Source organism: Methylobacterium trifolii (assembly GCF_022179685.1).
In the GTDB taxonomy this organism is placed as follows: Bacteria; Pseudomonadota; Alphaproteobacteria; order Rhizobiales; family Beijerinckiaceae; genus Methylobacterium; species Methylobacterium trifolii.
Window position 1 is genome coordinate 1 of record NZ_BPRB01000159.1, and the last position, 22,713, is coordinate 22,713.

A 22,713-nucleotide genomic window follows, 5' to 3' on the forward strand; every position below is an offset into this window, starting at 1 on the left:
TGGCCGCCGCCCGCGCCGACCCGGCCTCGGTCGGGGCGGGGGCGGATGCCGACGCCATCGAGGGGGTGATGCTCAAGCGCCTGGACAGCGCCTACCTCCCCGGCCGGCCGAAGGGACCTTGGTGGAAGTGGAAGCGCGAGCCCCACGTGGTCGACGCGGTGATGATGTACGCCCAGCGCGGCCACGGGAAGCGCTCGTCCTTCTACTCGGACTACACCTTCGGGGTCTGGCGGGAGGCGCCGGAGGGCGGGGACGAGCTGGTGCCGGTGGGCAAGGCCTATCACGGCTTCACCGACGCCGAACTGCAAAAGCTCGACCGCTACGTCCGCAACCACACCACCAAGCGCTTCGGCCCGGTGCGCGAGGTGGCCCACGGGCCGGAGGCCGGCCTGGTGCTGGAGATCGCCTTTGAGGGCGTGCAGCGCTCGACCCGGCACAAGTCCGGGGTGGCGATGCGCTTCCCCCGCGTCAGCCGCATCCGCTGGGACAAGCCGGCGGCCGAGGCCGACCGGATCGACGTGCTGGACCGCATCCTGGCCCGCGGCGAGGGCGAGATCGCGCCGGGCAAGGGTCTGGGGGACGATTCGTGAGCGGGGGCGTCACAGGAAGACGGTCGAGAACCACGGCACGAAGGTGAGCACCAGGAGCCCGAGGAAGAGCGACCCGAGATAGATCCAGATCCGCCGCATGCCGGCCTCGGGCGGAACCTGCCCGATGATGCAGGCGGCGTAGTAGCAGAGGCCGAAGGGCGGCGCGAACAGGCCGATGCCCATCGCGAGGATCACGATCATGCTGTAGTGGACCTCGTTCACGCCGAACTGGTGCGCGATCGGGAAGAGCAGCGGCCCGAACAGCACGATGGCCGGGATGCCTTCGAGCAGGCTGCCGAGCACCATGAACGCGATGACCGAGATCAGCAGGAAGCCGAACTGCCCGCCCGGCACCCCGGCCATCGCGCGGGCGAGGTCGTGCGAGAAGCCGGACTGGGTCAGCGCCCACGCCATCGCGCTCGCCGCCCCGACGATGAACAGGATCGCCCCGGACAGGGAGGCCGTGCGCGCCAGCATCGGCAGGGCCGCCCGCCAGCTCAAGCCCCCGCGATAGATCACGAGGCCCAGGACCAGGGAATAGGCGATGCCGATGGTGGAGACTTCGGTGGCGGTCGCGACGCCCTCCACCACGGCCGTCCGGATCAGGAACGGCAGCAGCAGCGCCGGCAGGGCCACCGCCAGGGTCTTGGCCACGACGGCGGCCGGCGCCCGCGGCACGACGATCGAATCCTCCTCGGTGCCGGCGCGGTAGCGGGCGACGAGGGCCAGCACCACGGCCAGCACCAGGGCCGGCAGGATGCCCGCGGTGAAGAGCGCCGCGATCGACACGCCGGTCACGGAGGCGATGGCGATCAGCACGATCGAGGGCGGGATGGTCTCGCTCATGGCGCCCGAGGCCGCGAGCAGGGACAGCAGTTCCCCGTCCTTCATGCCGCGGCGGCGCATCTCGGGAAACAGCACCGGCGCGACCGCGGCCATGTCGGCGGTCTTGGAGCCGGAGATGCCGGAGACGAGCAGCATCGCGCCGAGCAGCACGTAGGACATCCCGGCCCGGACGTGGCCCAGCAGGGAGGCGAGGAAGGCCACCATCACGCGGGCCATGCCGGTCGCCTCGACGAGCTGGCCGAGCAGGACGAACAGGGGGATGGCGAGCAGGATCAGGCCGCTCATGCCCTCGTCCATGCGGCCGACGACGATGGTCAGCGGCGTCGAGGTCACGGTCAGGAGGTAGGCGCAGGTGGCGAGCGCGAAGGAGAAGGCGATGGGCACGCCCGAGATCACGCCGGCGCCGAGGAGCCCGACGAAGAACACCAGGAGCGACCAGTTGCCCATCGCGGTCAGCGCCGGGGCGGCGAGAGTCAGCAGCAGGACGAAGGCCCCGAGCACCAGCCCGACCCCGATCAGGTCCGCGATGCCGTGGCGGGCCAGCCGCAGGGAGCAGCTGAGCAGCGCCGCCGCGAAGCCGACCGGGACGGCGAGCGCACGGATCGTCCCGGGCCAGCCCAGGGCCGGCATCTCCACGAAGGACTGGTCCTCCGTGTAGTCGTAGGCCGCGTGCAGCATCAGCGTCAGGAAGACGAAGATCGCCCCGATCGCCAGCGTCTCGCACCAGGCCTGGGCGCGCTTCGACAGGCTGCCGACCACGAAGGTCAGCCGCATGTGCTCGCCGCGCTGGATGGCCACCACGCTGCCCAGCATGGCGAGCCACAGGAACAGGATCGAGGCCAGCTCGTCCGTCCAGATGATGGGACGGTGCAGGGAGCGGGCGCAGATCCCGGCAAACAGGATCACCACCTCCGCCGCGACCAGCAGGGCCGCCGGGATCTCCACGATCCGCCGCAGCCAGCGCTCGGCCGCAGCGATCCAGTCCCCGTGGTCGAGGGGCGCGGCGTTGGCCGGGCCGTGCATGCCCGCCGCCGTGCTCACGCGAGGTCTCCGGTAGCCGATTCCAGCGCCTTCCAGGCGTCGGCCCCGAACTTCTCCTTCCAGTCCTTGTAGAAGCCGGACTGGGCGAGGTTCTTGCGGAAGGCGTCCTTGTCGGCGGTCTCGAACACCAGACCCTTGGCGGTGAGCTGCGCCTTGAGGGTCGTGTTGAGCCGCGCCACGTCCTCGCGCTGCTCCATCGCCGCCCGGTCGAACTCCCGCCGCACGATCTCCTGAAGGCTCTCGGGCAGGCGGCCGAAGGCCCGGCGGTTGGCCACGAGCCAGAAGGGGTCCCAGATGTGGTTCGTCTCGGCGACGTATTTCTGGACCTCGTAGAGCTTGCCGGCCTCGATCGCGACCAGGCCGTTCTCCTGCCCGTCCACGAGGCGGGTCTGGAGGGCGGTGTAGAGTTCGTTGAAGTTGATCGAGGTGGGGCTGGCGCCGAGCGCCGAGAACAGCGACGTGAAGATCGGCGAGACCGGGACCCGGATGCGGTAGCCCTTCAGGTCCTCGGGCGTGCGGATCGGCTTGGCGGAGGAGGTGATCTGCCGGAAGCTGTTGTCGCCGGCCTTGGCCGCGATGAGCAGCCCGACCTTCTCGATCTGGCTGCGGACGTAGTCGCCCACCCGCCCGTCCAGGCCCTTCCAGACCTGATCGTAGCCGGCGAATGCGAAGCCGACGTTGGTGATCGCCGCGCCCGAGGCCACCGTCGAGATGACGGAGCCCGAGATGTTGAGGAACTCGATGCCCCCCGAGCGGACCTGGGTGATGAGGTCGGTGTCCGAGCCGAGCTGGCTCGCGGGGAAGAACTTCAGCTCCATCCGGCCGCCCGAGGCCTCGCGAATGCGCTGGGTCGCCTGGTCGAGGCGGGCGTTGACCGGCTGGGTCAGCGACTGGCCGGTGGCGAGCTTGTAGTTGAACTCCGCCGCCTGCGCGGGCCGGGTCCGGATGGCGACCAGGGGCACCGCGGCCGCCCCCGCCAGGAGCGTGCGGCGGGACAGAAGGACGGATTTCGGGCGTGCGTCGTCTCTCATGGCGTTTCCTCCGCGCGCCGTCCGTCGCCGAGGAGGCGCGCCGGCGTCGTTCGTGACCGGGCGTCGGGCCCGCACGGGTCGAGCCGGGCGGAGGCGACGGTATCTCTGGAGACGGAGTGGTTCGGGTGGTCCCGATTGATCCTCCGCGCGGCCTGCACTTGCGTGGCGGGCTCTTGCTTGAGGATCGACAATAGGAACCCTGTTTGTGTAGGACAATTCAGATTGTTTGCGCTTTCGTTTAGCGCCGCTTAAATGTGCGGATGCACGTCCCCTTTCGCGCCATCAGCGTCTTCCACGCCGTCGCCCGGTCGGGCAGCGTCACCCGCGCGGCGGAGGAACTCGGCGTCACGCCGTCCGCGGTGAGCCAGCAGATCCAGGCGCTGGAGGTCAGCCTCGGGACCGCGCTCATCGGACGCTCCGGCCGCAACGTCGTCCTCACGGAAGCCGGCGAGCGCTATTTCGAGATGATCGGCGAGGAGGTCGACCGGATCGCGGAGGCCACGCAGCGCATCCGGGGCTACCGCTCGGTCACGACCCTGACGGTGCGGGCGACCCCGAGCCTGTCGACCAAGTGGCTCCTGCCGCGCCTGGCCTCCTTCATCGACGCCCATCCCGACATCGAGTTGCGGCTCGACGGCAGCAACGAGCCGGTCGCCTTCCAGAAGGAGAGCGTCGACGTGGAGATCCGGCACGGGGCGGGGCAGTGGCCGGGCCTGTTCTGCGAGGGGCTCGCGGAGGAGCGGTTCCACCCCGTCTGCGCGCCGGGCCTGGCCGTGGCCTCCAGCCTCGGTCCGGACGACCTGGCACGCCACCGCCTGATCCAGTCCGTGAAATGCCAGGTGCAATGGTCGTCCTGGTTCGCGCGGGCCGGCGTGACGCCCGCCGAACGCTGGCGCCGGCTCCTGTTCGATCGCACCCACATGGCGATCGACGCGGCCGTGGGCGGACTCGGCATCGCCCTGGAGAGCGACCTGATGATGTGGCGCGAGTGGCGCGACGGGCGGCTGGTCTGCCCCGTGCGCGCCCCGCCCGCCGTCGGCCTCGTGACCCAGTGGATCACCTGCCCCCGCGAGCATCTGCGCCACCGCAAGGTCAGGCTGTTCCTGGATTGGCTCCGGCGCGAGCGGGACCTGTGGGCGGACGAGCGGCGCGTCGCGAGCGAGATCGTTTAGCGGCTCTACAGAATGGGCTCGGAATTCTGGATTGTCCTACACGAAGCCTGCTCCTAGCCTTCGACCCGTCGGCGGGAAAGCCGTCGAAGCGCCGGCACGTCCGTGCCGCGGGAACACCTGGGCCCGCTCCCTGTCCGTCCCTGCGGCCCATCTCTGCAGCCTTTGCCGCAGCGGCGGGACCCGGAGCGCAACCCGCGCGATCCCCGAGGAGGAAACCATGAACCTTTCCACGTTGCTCCTGCAGCGCGCGTCGGCCGGGCGACCCGTCCGCGTCGGGCTGATCGGGGCCGGCAAGTTCGGCTCCATGGTGCTGGCCCAGGCCCAGCGCATCGAGGGCATGCACGTCGTCGGCGTCGCCGACCTGAACGTCGGCCGGGCCCGCGCCTCCCTGGCGCGCGTCGGCTGGCCGGAGGAGCGCTACGCCGCCACGTCGCTGGGCGACGCCGTCAGGACCGGTCGCACCTGCGTCACCGACGACGCCGGCGCGCTGGCGGCCTGCGACGAGATCGAGTGCATCATCGAGGCGACGGGCCACCCGATCGTTGGCGTCCGGCACGCCCTGGCCGCGATCGACGCCGGCAAGCACGTGGTCATGGTCAACGTCGAGGCCGACGTGCTGTGCGGGCCGCTGCTCGCCGAGCGGGCGCGCCGGAAGGGCGTGGTCTACTCCATGGCCTACGGCGACCAGCCCGCGATCATCTGCGAACTCGTGGACTGGGCGCGCTCCTGCGGCTTCGAGCTCACCTCGGCCGGCAAGGGCATGAACTTCGAGCCCCGCTACCGCTACTCCACCCCGGACACGGTGTGGGGCTTCTTCGGCTGGTCCGAGGAGGAGGTGCGGAAGGGCGACTTCAACCCGAAGATGTACAATTCCTTCACCGACGGCACCAAGGCGGCGATCGAGATGGCGGCGGTGGCCAACGGCACCGGCCTCGACTGCCCCGACGACGGCCTCGCCTTCCCGCCCACCGGCCTGCAGGACCTCGCCCGCGTGTTCCGGCCCGTCTCGGACGGCGGCCGCCTGCCGCGCAGCGGGCTGGTCGACATCGCAGCCAGCCAGGAGCCGGACGGCCGCGAGGTGCCCAACAACATCCGCTACGGCGTGTTCGTCACCTTCAAGGCGACCAGCGAGTACACCCGCGACTGCTTCCGGCAGTACGGCCTCCTCACCGACCCATCCGGCTGGTACGGATCGATGTGGCGCCCGTTCCACATGATCGGCCTGGAGACGAGCGTCAGCGTCCTCTCCGCGGCCCTGCGCGGCGAGCCGACCGGCTGCTCCAAGGAGTTCCGGGGCGACGCGGTGGCGACCGCCAAGAGCGACCTGGCGCCCGGCGACATGCTGGACGGCGAAGGCGGCTATGCCGTCTGGGCGAACGCCATTCCCGCCTCGCGCAGCCTCGCCCTCGGCGCGCTGCCCATCGGGCTGGCCCAGAACGTCAAGCTCAAGCGGCCGGTGGCCAAGGACCAGATCGTCAGCTTCGACGACGTCGAACTGACGGAGGACCTCGACGTCCTGGCCCTGCGCCGGGAGATGGAAGCCGCCGCCCGCCCGTCCGCGCAGAAGGCGGCCTGACGGAGAGCGGCCCGGAGCGGGCGTTTCCCTCCCCCCTCTGCGGGGGAGGGTGGCCCGCGAAGCGGGTCGGGAGAGGGGAGCGACGGTGCCTATGGCGCTCCCCGCTCCCGACCCTCGCGTGAGCCGAGGCCCACCCTCCCCCCGCAGAGGGGGGAGGGACGGGCGCCGGCCTCACCCAAAAATCCACGACACCCCGAAGGCTCGCCATGCCCGACGCTTCCCCACGCCCCTTCGTCGTCATCGCGGAGTTCAAGGTCCGGGCGGACGCCATGGCGGCGTTCCTCGACCTGGCGCACGAGGATGCCCGCGCGTCCGTGGCGAACGAGCCGGGCTGCCGCACCTTCGACGTGGCCGTGGCGGAGGACGACCCGCAGACGGTCGTGTTCTACGAGGTCTACGACGACCGCGCCGCCTTCGACGCCCACCTGGAGACGCCCCACCTCGCCCGCTTCCGGGCCGGGTTTCCGGCGCTGATCGCCGAGGAGCGGCCGGTGCGCTTCCTCGGGCGCACCTGCGGCGGCGGGGCCCGATCCTGATGTCGGCCTCCGGCATGGTCGGGTTCGTCGGCACCGGCATCATGGGCGCGCCGATGGTGCGCAACCTGCGCAGGGCCGGCTACGGGGTCCGGGCCTGGAACCGCTCCCGCGACAAGGCCGAGACGCTCTCGGGCGACGGCATCACCCGCGTCGATGCCCCGTCCGCGGTCGCCACGGGCGCCGAGGTCGTGATCTGCATGCTCAGCTCCGGCCCCGTCTGCGACGAGATCCTGCTCGGGCCGGACGGGGTCGTGGCCGCGATGGCGCCGGGCAGCACGCTGGTGGTGATGAGTTCGATCCCCGTCGAGACCGCGCGCCGGCAGGCCGAGGCCGCCGCGGCGGCAGGCGTCGGCTACGTCGACGCGCCGGTCTCCGGCGGCGAGGCGGGGGCCGTCGCCGGGACCCTCGCCATCATGGCGGGCGGCTCGCCGGACGACATCGACCAGATCGCGCCGGTTCTCGCCGCGATGGGTCGGCCGACCCGCGTCGGCCCGGTGGGCAGCGGGCAGATCGCCAAGCTCGTCAACCAGTCGATCGTCGCCTCGACCATCGTGGCGATGGCCGAGGCCCTGACGCTGGCCGAGCGCGGCGGCGCCGACCCCCTCAAGGTCCGCGAAGCCCTGCTCGGGGGATTCGCCGACTCGACCATCCTGAAGCAGCATGCCTTGCGCATGGCGCGGGGCGACTTCGCCCCCGGCGGCCCGGCCAAGTATCAGGTCAAGGACACCGGCACCGCCCTCGCCTTCGCGGCGAGCCTCGGCCTCGACCTGCCCGTGCTCCGGCAGGTCGATGCGATGTTTTCGGACATGGTGGCCAACGGCGACGGCGACCTCGACCATTCGGCCGTGATCCGCGAGGTTCGCCGGCGCAATCGCATCGCCGTCCCGGCCGTTTGAGACGCTCGACCGGCCCATGGCGCCCAGGGTGCCCGGCCGCATGCGCGGCCAAGGACCAAAAGAAAGCCCCCGGAGCAGGCTCCGGGGGCTTTCTCTTCTCGTCGGTGCCGTGACGGTCAGTGGGCGACGAAGGTCGCGCCGTCCTCCTCGGTCCGGGCGGGCTTGGTCGGCGGCACGGGCTCGTCCCATTCGATCGGCACGGGCTGGCGCACCAGGGCGCGCTCCAGCACCTGCTCCATCCGCGAGACCGGGATGATCTCCATGCCGTTCTTCACGCTGTCGGGCACCTCGGCGATGTCCTTGGCGTTCTCCTCGGGGATCAGCACCGTCTTGATGCCGCCGCGGAGTGCGGCGAGCAGCTTCTCCTTGAGGCCGCCGATCGGCAGCACCCGGCCCCGGAGCGTGACCTCGCCGGTCATGGCGAGGTCGCGGCGCACCGGGATGCCGGTGAGCGTCGAGACGATGGCGGTCGCCATGGCGATGCCGGCGGACGGGCCGTCCTTCGGGGTCGCCCCTTCCGGCACGTGGACGTGGATGTCCCGGCGCTCGAACAGCGGCGGCTCCAGGCCGAAGTCGATCGCCCGCGAGCGCACGTAGGACGCGGCCGCCGAGATCGACTCCTTCATCACGTCCTTGAGGTTGCCCGTGACCGTCATCTTGCCCTTGCCCGGCATCATGACGCCCTCGATCGTCAGCAGCTCGCCGCCGACCTCGGTCCAGGCCAGACCCGTGACCACGCCGACCTGATCGTCCGCGTCGATCTCGCCGTAGCGGAACTTCGGCGGGCCGAGGAAGACCTGCAGCCGGTCCACGTCCACCGCGACCGACTTGGTCTTGGTGATCAGGATCTCCTTCACCGCCTTGCGGATCAGGTTGGACAGCTCGCGCTCCAGGTTGCGCACGCCGGCCTCCCGCGTGTAGCGGCGGACCAGCATGAGCAGCGACTCGTCGTCGATCGACCACTCCTTCACGTCCAGGCCGTGCTTCTTGAGGGCGTTCGGGATCAGGTGCTTGCGCGCGATCTCGACCTTCTCCTCCTCGGTGTAGCCGGCGATGCGGATCACCTCCATCCGGTCCATCAGCGGGCCGGGGATGTTGAGGGTGTTGGCCGTGGTCACGAACATCACGTTCGAGAGGTCGTAATCCACCTCCAGATAGTGGTCGTTGAACGTGCTGTTCTGCTCGGGGTCCAGCACCTCGAGGAGCGCCGCCGACGGATCGCCGCGGAAGTCCATGCCCATCTTGTCGATCTCGTCCAGCAGGATGAGCGGGTTCGAGGTCTTGGCCTTGCGCATCGACTGCACGATCTTGCCGGGCATGGAGCCGATATAGGTCCGGCGGTGGCCGCGGATCTCGGCCTCGTCACGCACGCCGCCGAGCGACATGCGCACGAACTCGCGCCCCGTCGCCTTGGCGATGGACTTGCCGAGCGAGGTCTTGCCGACGCCGGGGGGGCCGACGAGGCAGAGGATCGGGCCGGTGAGCTTGTTGGCCCGCTGCTGCACGGCGAGGTACTCGACGATGCGCTCCTTGACCTTGTCGAGGCCGAAATGGTCCTCGTCGAGCATGGTCTGGGCGCCGAGCAGATCCTTCTTGATCTTCGAACGCTTGCCCCACGGGATGCCGAGCATCCAGTCCAGGTAGTTGCGCACCACCGTCGCCTCGGCCGACATCGGCGACATCTGGCGCAGCTTCTTCAGCTCGGCGACCGCCTTCTCGCGGGCCTCCTTGGTGAACTTGGTCTTCTCGATCTTGTCTTCCAGCTCGGCCAGCTCGTCGCGGCCGTCCTCGTCGCCGAGTTCCTTCTGAATCGCCTTCATCTGCTCGTTGAGGTAGTACTCGCGCTGGGTCTTCTCCATCTGCCGCTTGACGCGGGTGCGGATGCGCTTCTCCACCTGGAGCACGGAGATCTCGCTCTCCATCAGCGACAGCACGCGCTCGAGGCGGCCGGCCACGGTCGGGGTCTCCAGGATCGCCTGCTTGTCGGCGATCTTGACCAGCAGGTGCGAGCCGATCGTGTCGGCGAGCTTGGAGGGCTCCTCGATCTGCGTGACCGCGGAGACGACCTCGGGCGAGATCTTTTTGTTGAGCTTGACGTAGTTCTCGAACTCCGAGAGCACGGAGCGCGCCAAAGCCTCGGCCTCGACCTTGTCGCCGAGCTCGTCGACCAGCGCCTCGCCCTCCGCCTCGTAATACTCGTCCGAGCGGGTGAAGCCGGTGATCTTGGCGCGGCCGGCACCCTCCACCAGCACCTTCACGGTGCCATCGGGCAGCTTCAGGAGCTGGAGCACGGAGGCGAGCGTGCCGATGGTGTAGATCGCGTCGGTGGCCGGATCGTCGTCGCCGGCGTTGATCTGGGTCGCGAGCAGGATGTGCCGGTCGGTGCGCACGGCCTCTTCGAGGGCGCGGATCGACTTCTCGCGCCCGACGAACAGCGGCACGATCATGTGCGGGAACACGACGATGTCGCGCAGCGGCAGGACGGCATAGGCGCCCGTCGAGCCCGGAACGACAGGCTGGCGCGATTTCGATTGAGTCATGGCTGACTTCCTCATGATGGACGCCGGGCGGACGCTCCTCCGGATCGGAGCAAGCTTCCTGCCAGGGGCCGACCGGGCCGCGAGGGTCGGAAAGGTCTTCTGGGACTTTGCGGCTGGTGGCGCGGCACCGCCCCTCGAAGGGAGGCAGCGGCCACTGCGCTGGTCCTCAGGTGGTTTCCGCCGGCACCGGATACAAGATGCCAGCGTGTCGCGCCGTACCGCCGGCCGATTCGGAATCGGCCAGCGCGATCAACGGTTTGGCGGCGCGCTCAGGCGCTGACGCTCGCCGGGGCTTCCTTGTTGCGGTCGCCGTGTATGAACAGCGGACGCGACTTGCCCTCGACCACCTCGGGACCGATCACGACCTGCTCCACCGAGTCGAGACCCGGCAGGTCGTACATCGTGTCGAGCAGGATCGTCTCCAGGATCGAGCGCAGGCCGCGGGCGCCGGTCTTGCGCTCGATCGCCTTGCGGGCGACCATCGAGAGGGCCTCGTCCTGGAAGGTCAGGTCGACGTTCTCCATCTCGAACAGGCGCTGGTACTGCTTGACGAGGGCGTTCTTCGGCTCCTGGAGGATGCGCTTGAGGGCGACCTCGTCGAGGTCCTCCAGCGTCGCCAGCACGGGCAGGCGGCCGACGAACTCGGGGATCAGGCCGAACTTGAGCAGGTCCTCGGGCTCCACCGAGCGGAAGACCTCGCCGGTGCGGCGGTCGTCGGGGGCCTGCACGGTCGCGCCGAAGCCGATCGAGGTGCCCTTGCCGCGCTGGGAGATGATGCGCTCCAGCCCCGCGAAGGCGCCGCCGCAGATGAACAGGATGTTGGTGGTGTCGACCTGCAGGAACTCCTGCTGCGGGTGCTTGCGGCCGCCCTGCGGAGGCACGGAGGCGACGGTGCCCTCCATGATCTTCAGGAGCGCCTGCTGCACGCCCTCGCCCGACACGTCGCGGGTGATCGAGGGGTTGTCCGACTTGCGGGAGATCTTGTCGATCTCGTCGATGTAGACGATGCCGCGCTGGGCCCGCTCGACGTTGTAGTCGGAGGCCTGGAGCAGCTTGAGGATGATGTTCTCGACGTCCTCGCCGACGTAGCCGGCCTCCGTCAGCGTGGTGGCGTCGGCCATGGTGAAGGGCACGTCGAGGATGCGGGCCAGCGTCTGCGCGAGCAGCGTCTTGCCCGAGCCCGTCGGCCCGATCAGCATGATGTTGGACTTGGCGAGCTCGACGTCGTTGTGCTTCGTCGCGTGGGCGAGGCGCTTGTAGTGGTTGTGCACCGCCACCGAGAGGACCTTCTTGGCGAAGTCCTGGCCGATGACGTAGTCGTCCAGCACCCGCCGGATCTCCTTCGGGGTCGGAACCCCGTCGCGGGACTTCACCAGGGAGGATTTCGACTCCTCGCGGATGATGTCCATGCACAGCTCGACGCACTCGTCGCAGATGAACACCGTCGGGCCCGCGATCAGCTTGCGGACCTCGTGCTGGCTCTTGCCGCAAAACGAGCAGTACAGCGTGCTCTTCGAGTCGTTGCCGCCAGTCTTGCTCATATCGGTCTCCGATGCCTCGCATGCGCTGCCAGCGGGCGCACGCGCGTCGTTCAAACGTAATGGGACCCGCTTAAAGAAACAGTGTGCTGCGCGCTCGTGTCGGTTCCTGCCGGAGTCCCGATGCAAACACGCTGCCGCGGCGGGATCAAGGCCGCGGCCGCCACGTGCGCGCCCGTAACGCGGGCGCGCCCTCGAGCCGCAATCAGGCGGCGGCCGGCTCGGGCCGCTTCTGGATGACCTCATCGATCAGGCCGAACTCCTTGGCCGCGTCCGCGGTCATGAAGTTGTCGCGCTCCAGGGCCGCCTCGATCGCGGGGTAGTCGCGGCCCGTATGCTTCACGTAGATCTCGTTGAGGCGGCGCTTGAGCGCCTCGATCTCGCGGGCATGGATCAGGATGTCGGTGGCCTGGCCCTGGAAGCCGCCGGAGGGCTGGTGGACCATGATCCGGGCGTTCGGCAGGGCGAAGCGGTGGCCCGGCTCGCCGGCCGTGAGCAGCAGCGAGCCCATCGAGGCGGCCTGGCCGACGCAGAGCGTCGTCACCGGGCAGCGGATGAACTGCATCGTGTCGTAGATCGACAGGCCCGAGGTCACCACGCCGCCGGGCGAGTTGATGTAGAAGGAGATCTCCTTCTTCGGGTTCTCCGCCTCCAGGAAGAGGAGCTGGGCCACGATCAGCGAGGCGCCGTAATCCTCGACCGGCCCGGTCAGGAAGATGATCCGCTCGCGCAGGAGGCGCGAGTAGATGTCGAAGGCGCGCTCGCCGCGGCTCGACTGCTCGACCACCATGGGCACGAGCGCGCTGTTATAGTAGTCGACCGGATCTCTCATCATCCTGCCCCAGGCTCCAAGGGCCCGGCCGCGCGAATCAGGCGTCGGCCGGGCATGTCAGCGAACAACGGCGATCCTTAACGCCGCCTAACCATGTCGCCGGCCGCCTCGGAACAGGCGCCGGCCTCAGTCGGCCTTCGACTCGGCCGACTTGTCGTCGGCGCTCTTGTCTTCGACGGCGTCGGCTTCCGCCTCCTCGTCGGCGAACAGCGCCTCCTTCGAGACGGGCTCCTCGACGAGTTTGACCTGTCCGAGAACGTGGTCGACCACCTTCTCCTCGAACAGCGGCGCGCGAAGCTCGGCGAGCGCCTGTGCGTTTTTCCGATAGAAGTCCCAGACCTGCTGCTCCTGGCCCGGGAACTGCCGGACACGGGCGATGAGGGCCTGGTTCACCTCTTCGTCGGTGACCTTGATATCGGCGCTCTCGCCGACCTGCGCAAGCACCAGTCCGAGCCGCACCCGCCGCTCGGCGATCTTGCGGTAGTCGGCAGTGGCTTTCTCCTCCGTCGTGCCCTCGTCGGCGAAGGTCTTTTCACGGGTCTTGAGGTCCTGCTCGACCTGGGCCCAGACGGCGGCGAACTCCTGCGCCACGAGGCTGGGCGGCAGGTCGAAGGCGTACTTGCCGTCCAGCGCGTCGAGGAGCTCCTTCTTGAGCTTGCGCCGGGAGGCGGCCTCGTAGTCCGTGCCGATGGCCTTGGACACGGCCTCCTTGAGCTTGTCGAGGGATTCGAGCCCCATGCCCTTGGCGAACGCGTCGTCGATCTTCGCCTCGCCCGGCGCCTGGATCTTGGTGACGGTCACGTCGAACTCGGCGTCCTTGCCGGCCAGCGCCTCGGCGCCGTAGGCCTCCGGGAACGTCGCCTTGACGAGGCGGCTCTCGCCGACCTTGGCGCCGACGAGCTGTTCCTCGAAGCCGGGGATGAACGAGCCGGAGCCGAGCTCCAGGTCGATGCCCTCGCCCTTGCCGCCGTCGAACTCGGTGCCGTCGATCCGGCCGACGAAGTCGATGGTGACGCGGTCGCCGGTCTCGGCGGGCGCCCCCTCGTCGCGCTCGGCGAACGGCCGGCTCTGGCCGGCCATGCGGGCGAGCGCCTCGTCCACCTCGGCGTCGGACGGGGAGGCCACGAGCTTGGTCAGGCTCACGTCGGAGAGGTCGGCCAGCTCGAAGCTCGGCAGGACCTCCAGCGCCACCTTGAAGGAGAAGTCGGCCTTGGCGTCGAGCGCCTTCTCGACCAGCCCCTTGTCCTCGGGGAACTCGATCTGCGGCTCCAGGGCGAGCTTGAACTTGTTGTCGGAAACGATCTTCTGGTTCGCCTCGTTGACCGCGTTCTGCACCACGTCGGCCATCACCGAGCGGCCGTAGACCTTGCGCAGGTGGGCGACCGGCACCTTGCCGGGGCGGAAGCCCTTGAGCTGCACCTTGTCCTTCATGCCGGACAGCTCGGTGGTCAGGCGGTCCTCGAGCTCCTGGGCGGCGAGCAGAACCTGAAACGTGCGCTTCAGACCCTCGGAGTGTGTCTCGGTCACCTGCATCGTCGTCTTCGCTCTCAAAGTCCGTGTGGTCGGCAAGGTCCGGCGCGCGCGCCGCCTCGTCCGGAATGCGTTTGAGGCGGCAGGGGCGCACGGGGTGCCGTCCCGCGAGGGCCGGAGCGGGCCGGCCTCCTTCCGGAATCGAGCCATTCCGTCCCGTTCGGCGGCTCTGGTGCGGGCGGAGGGGCTCGAACCCCCACGTCTTGCGACACTGGAACCTAAATCCAGCGCGTCTACCAGTTCCGCCACGCCCGCGAGCGCCGACACCCGGCGCGTTCCCGGCCGCCGGAGGGCGGCTCTATAGCATGGGCCGGACGGGCCGCAGCAAAAAACTTCGGCCGCGTGTCCGGCGTCGCGACGGGCCGGGCCGGCTCCCGTTTTCCGCGCGAGCGCGCCCTCGCGGTGGCGCGCGGCGGGCCCGGCGGCTACAAGCGGCCTCCGCCGTTTCCGTCGAGGTCTCATGCCGCCTGTCCGCTCCGTTCCGCCGATCGATCCGAGCGCGGGGGTCCCCTCCCGCCGCGCCCTCATCGGCGGGGCCGCGGCCCTGGGCCTGCTGCCGTGCAAGGCTGCGGCCCAACCGAAGCCGGAGCCGGCCAAGCCCGTGCCGCCCCCTCCCCCGGCCGTCCCGCAGCCGGAGGCCCGGCCCCTGGCGGCCGCCCCCGGCACGGCGCGGCTCAAGCCCGAGCCCGCCGCCGAGACCGCGACCTGGTGCTTCGACGGGAAGTCCGCCCCGCCGGTGCTGCGGGTGAAGCTCGGCGAGGCCGTTCGGGTCCGCGTGGACAACAGGACGGACAAACCCCTCTCCCTGCACTGGCACGGGGTGCGCAACCAGAACGCCATGGACGGGGTCGGCGGGGTGACGCAGGCGCCGATCGCCCCTGGCGCCAGCTTCACCTACGTCTTCACGCCCCCCGATGCGGGCACCTTCCTGGTCCGCCCCCTGGTGGTCGGCGGCGCCAGCGAGCCGTCCGGGCGGGGGCTCGCCGGGATGCTCGTGGTCGAGGAGAAGGTGCCGCCTGCTGTGGACGCCGACGTGACCCTCCTGATGCAGGACTGGCGCCTCCAGGACGACGGCACCCTGCTGGCCTTCGGACAGACGGCGTTCGCGGCCTCGAACGGCCGGCTCGGCAACCTCGTGACCGTCAACGGCCGTCCGGCCCCGGAGAGCTTCGAGGCGCGGCCCGGCAGCCGCATCCGGGTCCGGCTCGGCAACGCCTGCAATGCGCGCGCGACCCGTATCCGCTTCGACGGCATCAAGGTCTACGTCGCGGCCGTGGACGGGCAGCCCACCGACACCTTCGAGCCCCTGCGCGCCACGCTGCCCTTCCCGCCGGGCGCGCGCTACGACCTGCTCATCGACCTGCCGGCGGAGGCCTACGCCAAGGGCACCATCACGGCGCTGGTCGGCCAGGGGCTGGCGCTCGCCACCGTGAAGACCAAGGGCACCCCCGTCACCGAGAAGCGGCCGCCCATCGGCCCGATCGGCGAGAACAAGCTGCTGCCGGCCGAGGTCAAGCTCCAGAACGCCGTGCGCCGCGACGTGGTCATCACCGGCGGCGCAACCGTTCCAAAGGATGCGGGTGCCAAGGACGCGAAGGATACGCTCCCGAAGGACAAGCCGGCGGCCGACCCCGTCTACAACGGCGACCCCGGCCGGATCTGGCTGGTCAACGGGGTCAGCGGCGCCGCCGGCCTCGTGCCGAGCTTCACGGTCAAGCGCGGGCAGGTGGTGGTGCTGGCGATCCGCAACGAGACCGCCTTCCCGCAGGCCCTGCACCTGCACGGCCACGCCTTCCGCCTGCTCCATCCCCTGGACGACGGCTGGGAGCCCTACTGGCTCGACACCTTCCAGCTCCTGGAAGGCCGCACCGCCCGCATCGCCTTCCTGGCCGACAACCCCGGCCGCTGGCTGATCAGCGCCACCGTGCTGGAGCGCTTCGACACGGGGCTGTGGACCGCGTTCGACGTCACCTGAGCGCTTCGAGGAGCGCCGACAGCACGGCCGGCATCGTCTCCGGGATGTCCTCGGCGATCAGGCCGGGGCCGTGGCGCAGGCCTGCGTCGCCGTGCAGCCAGACCCCGGCGGCGGCGGCCTCGAACGGTGGCATACCCTGCGCGATCAGGCCCGCGACCAGCCCGCCGAGCACGTCGCCGGAGCCGGCGGTGCCGAGATAGGGCGTGCCGTGGGTGTTGATCGCGGCGCGCCCGTCCGGGTCGGCGATCACCGTGTCGGCCCCCTTCAACACGATGACGGCACCCGCGAGCGCCGCCGCACGCCGGGCCTGCTCGACCTTGCCGATCCCCTCCTCGGCCGCCTCGGTCCCCGCGAACAGGCGCGCGAACTCGCCCGCATGCGGGGTCAGCACCGCCGCCGCACCGCCGTCGGCGATGTGGGCGGCGAGCAGCCGGGCCTGGCCCTTGAAGCTCGTCAGCGCGTCCGCGTCGAGGACGAGGCCGCGGCCGGCCGAGGCGGCAACGGCCACGAGGTCGCGGGTGGCCGAGCCCGTGCCGAGGCCGGGCCCGGCGAGCACCACGTTGAGGCGCTCGTCGGTGAGCAGGTCGTCGAGGTCGTCGGGGTTGTCGCAAGCCTGCAACATGATCGCGGTGAGGTGGGCCGCGTTCTCGGCCAGCGCCGCCTCGGGCGAGGCGATGGTGACGAGCCCCGCGCCGACCCGCAGGGCGCCGCGGGCGGCGAGCCTTGCAGCACCGGTGCGGGTCGCCGGCCCTGACAGGACCAGGGCGTGGCCGCGGGTGTATTTGTGGCTCGCCCCCGTCAGCCTCGGGAACCCCGCCCCCCAGAGCTCGGGACCGTTGCGGAACAGGGGCGGCTCGCAGGCCGCCAGACCCGCATCGAGGGCGGCGGCGCCGGTGCCGATGTCGGACAGATGCAGGCGCCCGCAGAAGCCGTGGCCCGGCTGGAGCAGGTGGCCCGGCTTGCAGGCGACGAAGGTGACGGTCTCGCGCGCCTGCACCGCCACCCCGCGCACGGCCCCCGTATCGCCGTCGACGCCGCTCGGGATGTCGACGGCGAGCACCGGGACGCCGCTCGCGTTCACGCGCTCCACCAGGGTGCGGGCCTCGCCGGAAAGGTCGCGCGACAGGCCGGCGCCGAACAGGGCGTCCACGATCAGGTCGCAGTCCGGAAGGTCCGGGGGCGCCCCCTCGGCGACCGGGCCCGTCCAGGCGTCGGCCGCGAGCCCCGCGTCCCCCGACAGGCCCGCGCGCTTGCCCAGGAGCACGACCGTCACCGGATGGCCGGCCTCCGCCAGGAGGCGGGCCGCGACGAAGCCGTCCCCGCCGTTGTTGCCGGGCCCGCACAGGATCAGCACCCGGCCGCCGGGCGGGAGCAGGGCCAGTGCGCGGCGCGCCACGGCAGAGCCCGCGGCCTGCATCAGGGCGAGGCCCGGCACCCCGCCGGCGATCGCCGCCGCGTCGACGCGGGCCATCGCCTCAACCGTGAGCAGCCGCGCCTGTCGCATGTCCATCTCCGGCCTCTGCCCGTATGCCACCCAGCCGCTGCCCGAATAGCGGACTCCGATCGCGGTTTCGCCTAAACGATGTGCAGGAACTGCAAGAGAAACAGGCGGTTTCGGCAGCTCCCGACGGAAAACGGCGTGGCGGAGGTCGGGGCGGGGTGTTACAAAACTGACGCAGCGCAGAGACAGGTCAGGCCCGTTCGGCATGAAGAAGATCGAAGCGATCATCAAGCCCTTCAAGCTCGACGAAGTGAAGGAAGCCCTCCAGGAGGTCGGCCTCCAGGGCATCACCGTGATCGAGGCCAAGGGCTTCGGCCGCCAGAAGGGCCACACCGAGCTCTATCGCGGCGCCGAGTACGTGGTCGACTTCCTGCCCAAGGTGAAGCTGGAGATCGTCCTGTCCGACGCCCTGGTGGAAGGGGCCGTCGAGGCGATCCGCAAGTCGGCCCAGACCGGCCGCATCGGCGACGGCAAGATCTTCGTCTCGACCATCGAGGAGGCGATCCGCATCCGGACCGGCGAGACCGGCTCCGACGCGATCTGACGGGACGCCCGCCGACGCGGCGTATGGGAGCTAGGCGATAATCGGAAGCCCGGAGCCGTGACCGCCCCGGAGCGGCCGGGATGGGTTTTGGCCCGGCGTCGTCCTATCGTCTTGTTACAACGCGCTTTCCTCGACCATGCGGGTCACCTTTCGGGCGCGCGCGCTCTAGCCTTACCGGTCCCCACCGAGTAATCCCGCGTCGAATCCCTCGCCTAGCAGCAGCGGAATTCGAGAGCCGCGGCCCGTCCCCGGTCCGCGGTCAACCACGGCTGAATGCCGAGACCGAAGGAGACCCCAAGGGATGGCTAAGACGGCAGCGGAAGTCCTGAAGGAAATCAAGGACAACGACGTCAAGTACGTGGACTTCCGGTTCACGGACCCGCGCGGCAAGTGGCAGCACGTCACCTTCGACGTCTCCCTGGTCGACGACGAGATTTTTGCCGAAGGCACGATGTTCGACGGCTCGTCCATCGCCGGCTGGAAGGCGATCAACGAGTCCGACATGCTGCTGATGCCGGACCCGGCCACCGCCTGCATGGACCCGTTCTTCTCGGCCTCCACCATGTCGATCGTCTGCGACGTGCTCGAGCCCGCCACCGGCGCGCCCTATTCCCGCGACCCGCGCGGCACCGCCAAGCTCGCCGAGGCGTTCCTCAAGTCCACGGGCATCGGCGACACCATCTTCGTCGGCCCCGAGGCCGAGTTCTTCGTGTTCGACGACGTGAAGTTCGGCGCCGACCCCTACCACACCGGCTTCCAGCTCGATTCCACCGAGCTTCCGAGCAACGGCTTCACCGACTACGAGGGCGGCAACCTCGGCCACCGCATCCAGACCAAGGGCGGCTACTTCCCCGTGCCGCCGCAGGATTCGGCCCAGGACATGCGCGGCGAGATGCTGGCCGCGATGCAGTCCATGGGCGTGAAGGTCGAGAAGCACCACCACGAGGTGGCTAGCGCCCAGCACGAACTCGGCATGAAGTTCGACACCCTGACGCTGCTCGCCGACCACATGCAGATCTACAAGTACTGCATCCACAACGTGGCCCAGAGCTACGGCAAGTCGGCCACCTTCATGCCCAAGCCCGTCTACGGCGACAACGGCTCGGGCATGCACGTGCACCAGTCGATCTGGAAGAACGGCAAGCCGATCTTCGCCGGCGACAAGTACGCCGACCTCAGCCAGGAATGCCTCTGGTACATCGGCGGCATCATCAAGCACGCCAAGGCCTTGAACGCCTTCACCAACCCGTCCACCAACTCCTACAAGCGGCTGGTGCCCGGCTACGAGGCCCCCGTGCTGCTGGCCTACTCGGCCCGCAACCGCTCCGCCTCCTGCCGCATCCCGTGGACGACCAACCCGAAGGCCAAGCGCGTCGAGGTCCGCTTCCCCGATCCGATGGCCAACCCCTACCTGGCCTTCTCGGCCCTGCTGATGGCCGGCCTCGACGGCATCATCAACAAGATCGATCCGGGCCCGGCCATGGACAAGGACCTCTACGACCTGCCGCCGAAGGAGCTGAAGCAGATCCCGACCGTGTGCGGCAGCTTGCGCGAGGCCCTGCAGAACCTCGACCGCGACCGCGCCTTCCTCAAGGCCGGCAACGTCTTCACCGACGACCAGATCGACTCGTTCATCGAACTGAAGATGACCGAGGTGCTGCGCTACGAGATGACCCCGCACCCGATCGAGTTCGTGCAGTACTACTCGCTCTGAGCGAGCTTGGCCGGGCGGCGACGCCCGGCCTCGGGACGGAAAGGAACGCCGGGGCCTCTGAAGGGGCTCCGGCGTTTTCGCATTTCCGAACAAAGAAAGAACGCGCTTAAATTTAAGACCAAATACCTTTATAGGGCTTCCTCTCAGATGCGAGGAGCCTCATGCCATCGAGCAAGGTGATTTTTCAGCGCGCACGATGGCGTGTGGCGGCGTTGCCAGTGAAGTTGAGCCTCTTCCGTCTCGGACTCGCCTTACGCGCCTATAATCCCGGTCAACCGCGCGTACCTGCGGGCAATCAAGATGGCGGCCAGTGGACCGAGGGAGACGGCGGAAGTCTGTGAGGGTCGGATGATGCTCGCATCATACCGATCGGTACACAGGATGAGCGTAGATATAGTATCGATCTCACAGAGGAAGAGAGCCGAGGAGGACATACAATCCGTCATCATGTCGGCAAGACGGATGACGAGATGCGCCAGCGTGTACAAGAAAACATGTATCGAACGCGTTTCTTTACAATAGGGTTCAGGCGATCGGGATCATTCCCCTCAATGGAATCGGCCAATGATTTAACAAACCGCACCCTTGAGCAGAATCGCGACATCGTTGATCAAGTAGCATCTGGCACTCGAGATGCCGCATTCGTTGAGCGGCGCTTTGGCTATGCAACTGGACGAGAGGCATATTCGACGGAAGACGGGGTTTTATATATGCGAAATACATACGGCGTGGGAGTTCGCATCTTGCATGACCCACGCTCTCCACGCGGGTACCGTGTATACACCTCGGATCCTCGAAAAGATGGAGATTAAATTGGATTTGTCATCAGAATTCTCAGAATTTGCATTCCATTTTTTCCAAGATATTGATATTGCGGCAAGCAATGACTAAGATTTATTTGAATTCGTTCTATCGTCTTTCAAGGGCGACAAGGCAAATCGGTTGCGCGTATTTATCGACTCTTTGACACGAGACTCAGTGTCAGATGAAGAACTACAGAAGTTATGGTGGAAGACGCAGGCGGATGTCGTCTTCGAGAATGGGGCCGGCGTGCGAACCATGTTGAAGGAAGCGAGCCGTCGTCTCGCATACCGCTAGCAAGTGCGGTCTTAGCATCGCACAAGTCAAATCAACAAGAATTACTGCATGCCCGTCCTCGATCACCTCGCCGTCGTCGCCCCCACCCTCGCGGAGGGAATCGCGCATGTCCGCGACAGCCTGAACCTCGACATCCCCGAGGGCGGGCGCCATCGCGAGATGGGCACGCGCAACCACCTGCTGCGCCTGGGCGACGCGCTCTTCCTCGAAGTGATCGCCGTCGATCCCGACGCCACCCCACCCGGCCGGCCGCGCTGGTTCGGCCTCGACGACGCGGCCGGGGTCCGCGCCGACTGGGATTCCGGGCGGCGCCTGCGCGCCTTCGTGGCGCGCACCGACGATCTCGACGGCGTGCTCGCCCGGCATCCGGGCCTGTTCGGGACGCCGATGCGCATGAGCCGCGGCACCCTCGCGTGGCGCTTCGCCCTTCGCGACGACGGCGCGCTGCCGATGGGCGGCCTCCTGCCCTGCCTGATGGACTGGGGGCCTGCCGGAAGCCCGGCCCGCGCCATGCCGGATCTCGGGCTACGGCTGACGCGCTTCCGCGTGGAGCACGCCGAGCCGGCGCAGGCCGCGGACCTCTACCGCGCGATCGGCCTGTCCGACGCGCCCGAGAGCGTGGGAGGCCCCGCGCTCCGCTTCACCGCGGAGATCGCCACGCCCTCGGGGACGCGCACCCTGTCCTGAGCCCCGCCCGTGGCGCTATGCTCGCGCCGCCGTCCGGCCTCAGGAGTGCCCATGTCCCTCGTCGTCCCCGTGATCCTCGGCTCCGTGCGCTCCGATCGCCAGGGCCTGCGCGCCGCCCGCTTCCTCGTGGCCCGGCTGGAGGCCCGCGGGCACGAGGCGCCCCTGGTCGACCCGGCCGAGCTGAAGCTGCCGCTGCTGGACCGGATGTACAAGGAATACCCGAAGGGCGAGGCGCCGGCGGTGCTGGAGGAATTGGCGACCCTCTATCGCCGGGCGGACGCCGTCGTGGTGGTCTCGGCCGAGTACAACCACTCGATCCCGCCCGCCCTGTCGAACACCCTCGACCATTTCCTGGAGGAGTATTCCTGGCGGCCATCGGCGATCTGCTGCTACTCGGCCGGCCAGTACGGCGGCGTGCGCGCCGCGATGCAGCTGCGCGCGATGCTCTCCGAACTCGGCATGTCGAGCATCCCCTCGCTCCTGCCGATCCCGCGGATCGGCAAGGCGCTCGACGAGGCCGGAGAGCCCGCCGAGGCGTGGCTCGACAAGGCGGCCGGGCGCTTCCTCGACGAACTCGTCTGGTATGCCGAGGCCCTCAGGGCGCAGCGGCGGACGGGCACGCCCTACTGATCCGCCGCTGGCACCGCCCTACTGATCCGCCGCTGGCACCGCCCTTGCCACGGGAACCGGCATTGTCGGTGATCGGAATGAGCGGATGAACGCGAGTCTGGAGCGGGTCAGGGACGTCCTGGCCGAACTGATCAAGGCGGCCCTGGTCTCGGACGACCGCAAGAGCCTGGGCTTCCGGGACGCGGCCCGCGCGGGGCTGGCGGGGCTCGCGGCCGATCCGCCGGATGCCGGAACGGTCCGGATGGACGGCGCCTGGACCCTGGCGATCCAGGCGGCGGAGGCCCCGGAGTTCCGGCCGGACGAGGGCCAGGTCAACCTGACGCTGCCGCGCCAGAGCCCCCTATCCCTGTCCGACCTCCTCGACCCCGGCCTCGACGTGGACCGCACGGTCGATCGCATCCGCAAGTCCGCCTCCACCGGCTGAGCCCTGTTGAGG

General features: G+C 69.3%; 19 protein-coding genes and 1 tRNA gene. 12 read left to right on the forward strand and 8 right to left on the reverse strand.

Annotated elements, in window-relative coordinates; genetic code table 11:
* Positions 1-590: ATP dependent DNA ligase (locus COGEMETH_RS14360; protein WP_444980411.1), on the forward strand; the 590-nt coding region annotated here is incomplete at its 5' end.
* Positions 591-599: 9 nt separating this feature from the next.
* Here COGEMETH_RS14360 and COGEMETH_RS14365 read toward each other — a convergent pair.
* Positions 600-2,459, reverse strand: coding sequence for a TRAP transporter large permease (locus tag COGEMETH_RS14365; protein ID WP_373875373.1), 1,860 nt, complete (start codon positions 2,457-2,459; stop codon positions 600-602).
* A 14-nt stretch (positions 2,460-2,473) separates the two neighbouring features.
* Complete coding sequence (locus COGEMETH_RS14370) at positions 2,474-3,508, reverse strand: TRAP transporter substrate-binding protein (RefSeq protein ID WP_238183318.1); 1,035 nt, start codon at positions 3,506-3,508, stop codon at positions 2,474-2,476.
* Between the two features lie 260 nt (positions 3,509-3,768).
* On the opposite strand from COGEMETH_RS14370, the gene COGEMETH_RS14375 reads away from it, so the two are divergent.
* The 4 genes from COGEMETH_RS14375 (at position 3,769) to COGEMETH_RS14390 (ending at position 7,688) form a co-directional block, all read left to right on the forward strand.
* Positions 3,769-4,680, forward strand: a complete 912-nt coding sequence (locus tag COGEMETH_RS14375; protein WP_238183319.1) for a LysR substrate-binding domain-containing protein — start codon at positions 3,769-3,771, stop codon at positions 4,678-4,680.
* A gap of 217 nt (positions 4,681-4,897) precedes the next feature.
* Complete coding sequence (locus COGEMETH_RS14380) at positions 4,898-6,256, forward strand: NAD(P)H-dependent oxidoreductase (RefSeq protein WP_238183320.1); 1,359 nt, start codon at positions 4,898-4,900, stop codon at positions 6,254-6,256.
* 206 nt (positions 6,257-6,462) lie between these two features.
* Positions 6,463-6,792, forward strand: a complete 330-nt coding sequence (locus COGEMETH_RS14385; protein WP_238183321.1) for a putative quinol monooxygenase — start codon at positions 6,463-6,465, stop codon at positions 6,790-6,792.
* A complete protein-coding gene (locus COGEMETH_RS14390; RefSeq protein ID WP_238183322.1) occupies positions 6,792-7,688 on the forward strand; it encodes an NAD(P)-dependent oxidoreductase in 897 nt (298 codons plus the stop codon). The genes COGEMETH_RS14385 and COGEMETH_RS14390 overlap by 1 nt, the downstream gene beginning before the upstream one ends.
* A 116-nt stretch (positions 7,689-7,804) precedes the next feature.
* Here COGEMETH_RS14390 and lon read toward each other — a convergent pair whose 3' ends face one another.
* The 5 genes from lon to COGEMETH_RS14415 all read right to left on the reverse strand — a co-directional run bounded on the left by lon (position 7,805) and on the right by COGEMETH_RS14415 (position 14,383).
* Positions 7,805-10,228 (reverse strand): endopeptidase La, encoded by a 2,424-nt coding sequence (gene lon / locus COGEMETH_RS14395; protein WP_238183323.1) that lies wholly within the window; start codon positions 10,226-10,228, stop codon positions 7,805-7,807.
* 269 nt (positions 10,229-10,497) lie between these two features.
* The gene (clpX, locus tag COGEMETH_RS14400) at positions 10,498-11,769 is read right to left on the reverse strand and encodes an ATP-dependent Clp protease ATP-binding subunit ClpX (protein ID WP_238183324.1); all 1,272 of its coding nucleotides are present in this window, start codon (positions 11,767-11,769) and stop codon (positions 10,498-10,500) included.
* Between the two features lie 202 nt (positions 11,770-11,971).
* Entirely contained in the window at positions 11,972-12,598 is a 627-nt protein-coding gene (locus COGEMETH_RS14405; protein ID WP_238183345.1) for an ATP-dependent Clp protease proteolytic subunit, read from the reverse strand.
* A 126-nt stretch (positions 12,599-12,724) separates the two neighbouring features.
* Positions 12,725-14,131, reverse strand: a complete 1,407-nt coding sequence (gene tig / locus COGEMETH_RS14410; protein ID WP_238183325.1) for a trigger factor — start codon at positions 14,129-14,131, stop codon at positions 12,725-12,727.
* Positions 14,132-14,298: 167 nt separating this feature from the next.
* Positions 14,299-14,383, reverse strand: a tRNA-Leu gene (locus COGEMETH_RS14415).
* A 205-nt stretch (positions 14,384-14,588) separates the two neighbouring features.
* Here COGEMETH_RS14415 and COGEMETH_RS14420 point away from each other — a divergent pair.
* Entirely contained in the window at positions 14,589-16,103 is a 1,515-nt protein-coding gene (locus COGEMETH_RS14420; RefSeq protein ID WP_238183326.1) for a multicopper oxidase family protein, read from the forward strand.
* On the opposite strand, the gene COGEMETH_RS14425 is transcribed toward COGEMETH_RS14420, so the two are convergent.
* Positions 16,096-17,607: an NAD(P)H-hydrate dehydratase gene (locus COGEMETH_RS14425; RefSeq protein WP_238183327.1), complete on the reverse strand. Its 1,512-nt coding sequence runs from the start codon at positions 17,605-17,607 to the stop codon at positions 16,096-16,098. The genes COGEMETH_RS14420 and COGEMETH_RS14425 overlap by 8 nt on opposite strands.
* A gap of 202 nt (positions 17,608-17,809) precedes the next feature.
* Here COGEMETH_RS14425 and COGEMETH_RS14430 point away from each other — a divergent pair, with 202 nt between their 5' ends.
* The 6 genes from COGEMETH_RS14430 to COGEMETH_RS14455 all read left to right on the forward strand — a co-directional run bounded on the left by COGEMETH_RS14430 (position 17,810) and on the right by COGEMETH_RS14455 (position 22,701).
* Complete coding sequence (locus COGEMETH_RS14430; RefSeq protein ID WP_009866062.1) at positions 17,810-18,148, forward strand: P-II family nitrogen regulator; 339 nt, start codon at positions 17,810-17,812, stop codon at positions 18,146-18,148.
* Positions 18,149-18,449: 301 nt separating this feature from the next.
* Positions 18,450-19,862, forward strand: a complete 1,413-nt coding sequence (gene glnA / locus COGEMETH_RS14435; protein WP_238183328.1) for a type I glutamate--ammonia ligase — start codon at positions 18,450-18,452, stop codon at positions 19,860-19,862.
* 437 nt (positions 19,863-20,299) lie between these two features.
* Positions 20,300-20,674: an RNase A-like domain-containing protein gene (locus COGEMETH_RS14440; RefSeq protein WP_283214994.1), complete on the forward strand. Its 375-nt coding sequence runs from the start codon at positions 20,300-20,302 to the stop codon at positions 20,672-20,674.
* A 334-nt stretch (positions 20,675-21,008) separates the two neighbouring features.
* Entirely contained in the window at positions 21,009-21,647 is a 639-nt protein-coding gene (locus COGEMETH_RS14445; RefSeq protein ID WP_238183330.1) for a VOC family protein, read from the forward strand.
* Positions 21,648-21,698: 51 nt separating this feature from the next.
* The gene (locus COGEMETH_RS14450; RefSeq protein WP_238183331.1) at positions 21,699-22,277 is read left to right on the forward strand and encodes an NADPH-dependent FMN reductase; all 579 of its coding nucleotides are present in this window, start codon (positions 21,699-21,701) and stop codon (positions 22,275-22,277) included.
* 85 nt (positions 22,278-22,362) lie between these two features.
* The gene (locus COGEMETH_RS14455) at positions 22,363-22,701 is read left to right on the forward strand and encodes a hypothetical protein (RefSeq protein ID WP_238183332.1); all 339 of its coding nucleotides are present in this window, start codon (positions 22,363-22,365) and stop codon (positions 22,699-22,701) included.
* Positions 22,702-22,713: the final 12 nt, after the last annotated feature.

Coding starts and splice junctions, on each gene's coding strand:
- COGEMETH_RS14370 (WP_238183318.1), bottom strand. CDS start 3,508: ATGAGAGACGACGCACGCCCGAAATCCGTCCTTCTGTCCCGCCGCACG.
- COGEMETH_RS14430 (WP_009866062.1), top strand. CDS start 17,810: ATGAAGAAGATCGAAGCGATCATCAAGCCCTTCAAGCTCGACGAAGTG.
- COGEMETH_RS14380 (WP_238183320.1), top strand. CDS start 4,898: ATGAACCTTTCCACGTTGCTCCTGCAGCGCGCGTCGGCCGGGCGACCC.
- COGEMETH_RS14445 (WP_238183330.1), top strand. CDS start 21,009: ATGCCCGTCCTCGATCACCTCGCCGTCGTCGCCCCCACCCTCGCGGAG.
- tig (WP_238183325.1), bottom strand. CDS start 14,131: ATGCAGGTGACCGAGACACACTCCGAGGGTCTGAAGCGCACGTTTCAG.
- COGEMETH_RS14405 (WP_238183345.1), bottom strand. CDS start 12,598: ATGAGAGATCCGGTCGACTACTATAACAGCGCGCTCGTGCCCATGGTG.
- COGEMETH_RS14390 (WP_238183322.1), top strand. CDS start 6,792: ATGTCGGCCTCCGGCATGGTCGGGTTCGTCGGCACCGGCATCATGGGC.
- COGEMETH_RS14455 (WP_238183332.1), top strand. CDS start 22,363: ATGAACGCGAGTCTGGAGCGGGTCAGGGACGTCCTGGCCGAACTGATC.
- clpX (WP_238183324.1), bottom strand. CDS start 11,769: ATGAGCAAGACTGGCGGCAACGACTCGAAGAGCACGCTGTACTGCTCG.
- COGEMETH_RS14420 (WP_238183326.1), top strand. CDS start 14,589: ATGCCGCCTGTCCGCTCCGTTCCGCCGATCGATCCGAGCGCGGGGGTC.
- COGEMETH_RS14375 (WP_238183319.1), top strand. CDS start 3,769: ATGCACGTCCCCTTTCGCGCCATCAGCGTCTTCCACGCCGTCGCCCGG.
- glnA (WP_238183328.1), top strand. CDS start 18,450: ATGGCTAAGACGGCAGCGGAAGTCCTGAAGGAAATCAAGGACAACGAC.
- lon (WP_238183323.1), bottom strand. CDS start 10,228: ATGACTCAATCGAAATCGCGCCAGCCTGTCGTTCCGGGCTCGACGGGC.
- COGEMETH_RS14450 (WP_238183331.1), top strand. CDS start 21,699: ATGTCCCTCGTCGTCCCCGTGATCCTCGGCTCCGTGCGCTCCGATCGC.
- COGEMETH_RS14365 (WP_373875373.1), bottom strand. CDS start 2,459: ATGCACGGCCCGGCCAACGCCGCGCCCCTCGACCACGGGGACTGGATC.
- COGEMETH_RS14425 (WP_238183327.1), bottom strand. CDS start 17,607: ATGCGACAGGCGCGGCTGCTCACGGTTGAGGCGATGGCCCGCGTCGAC.
- COGEMETH_RS14385 (WP_238183321.1), top strand. CDS start 6,463: ATGCCCGACGCTTCCCCACGCCCCTTCGTCGTCATCGCGGAGTTCAAG.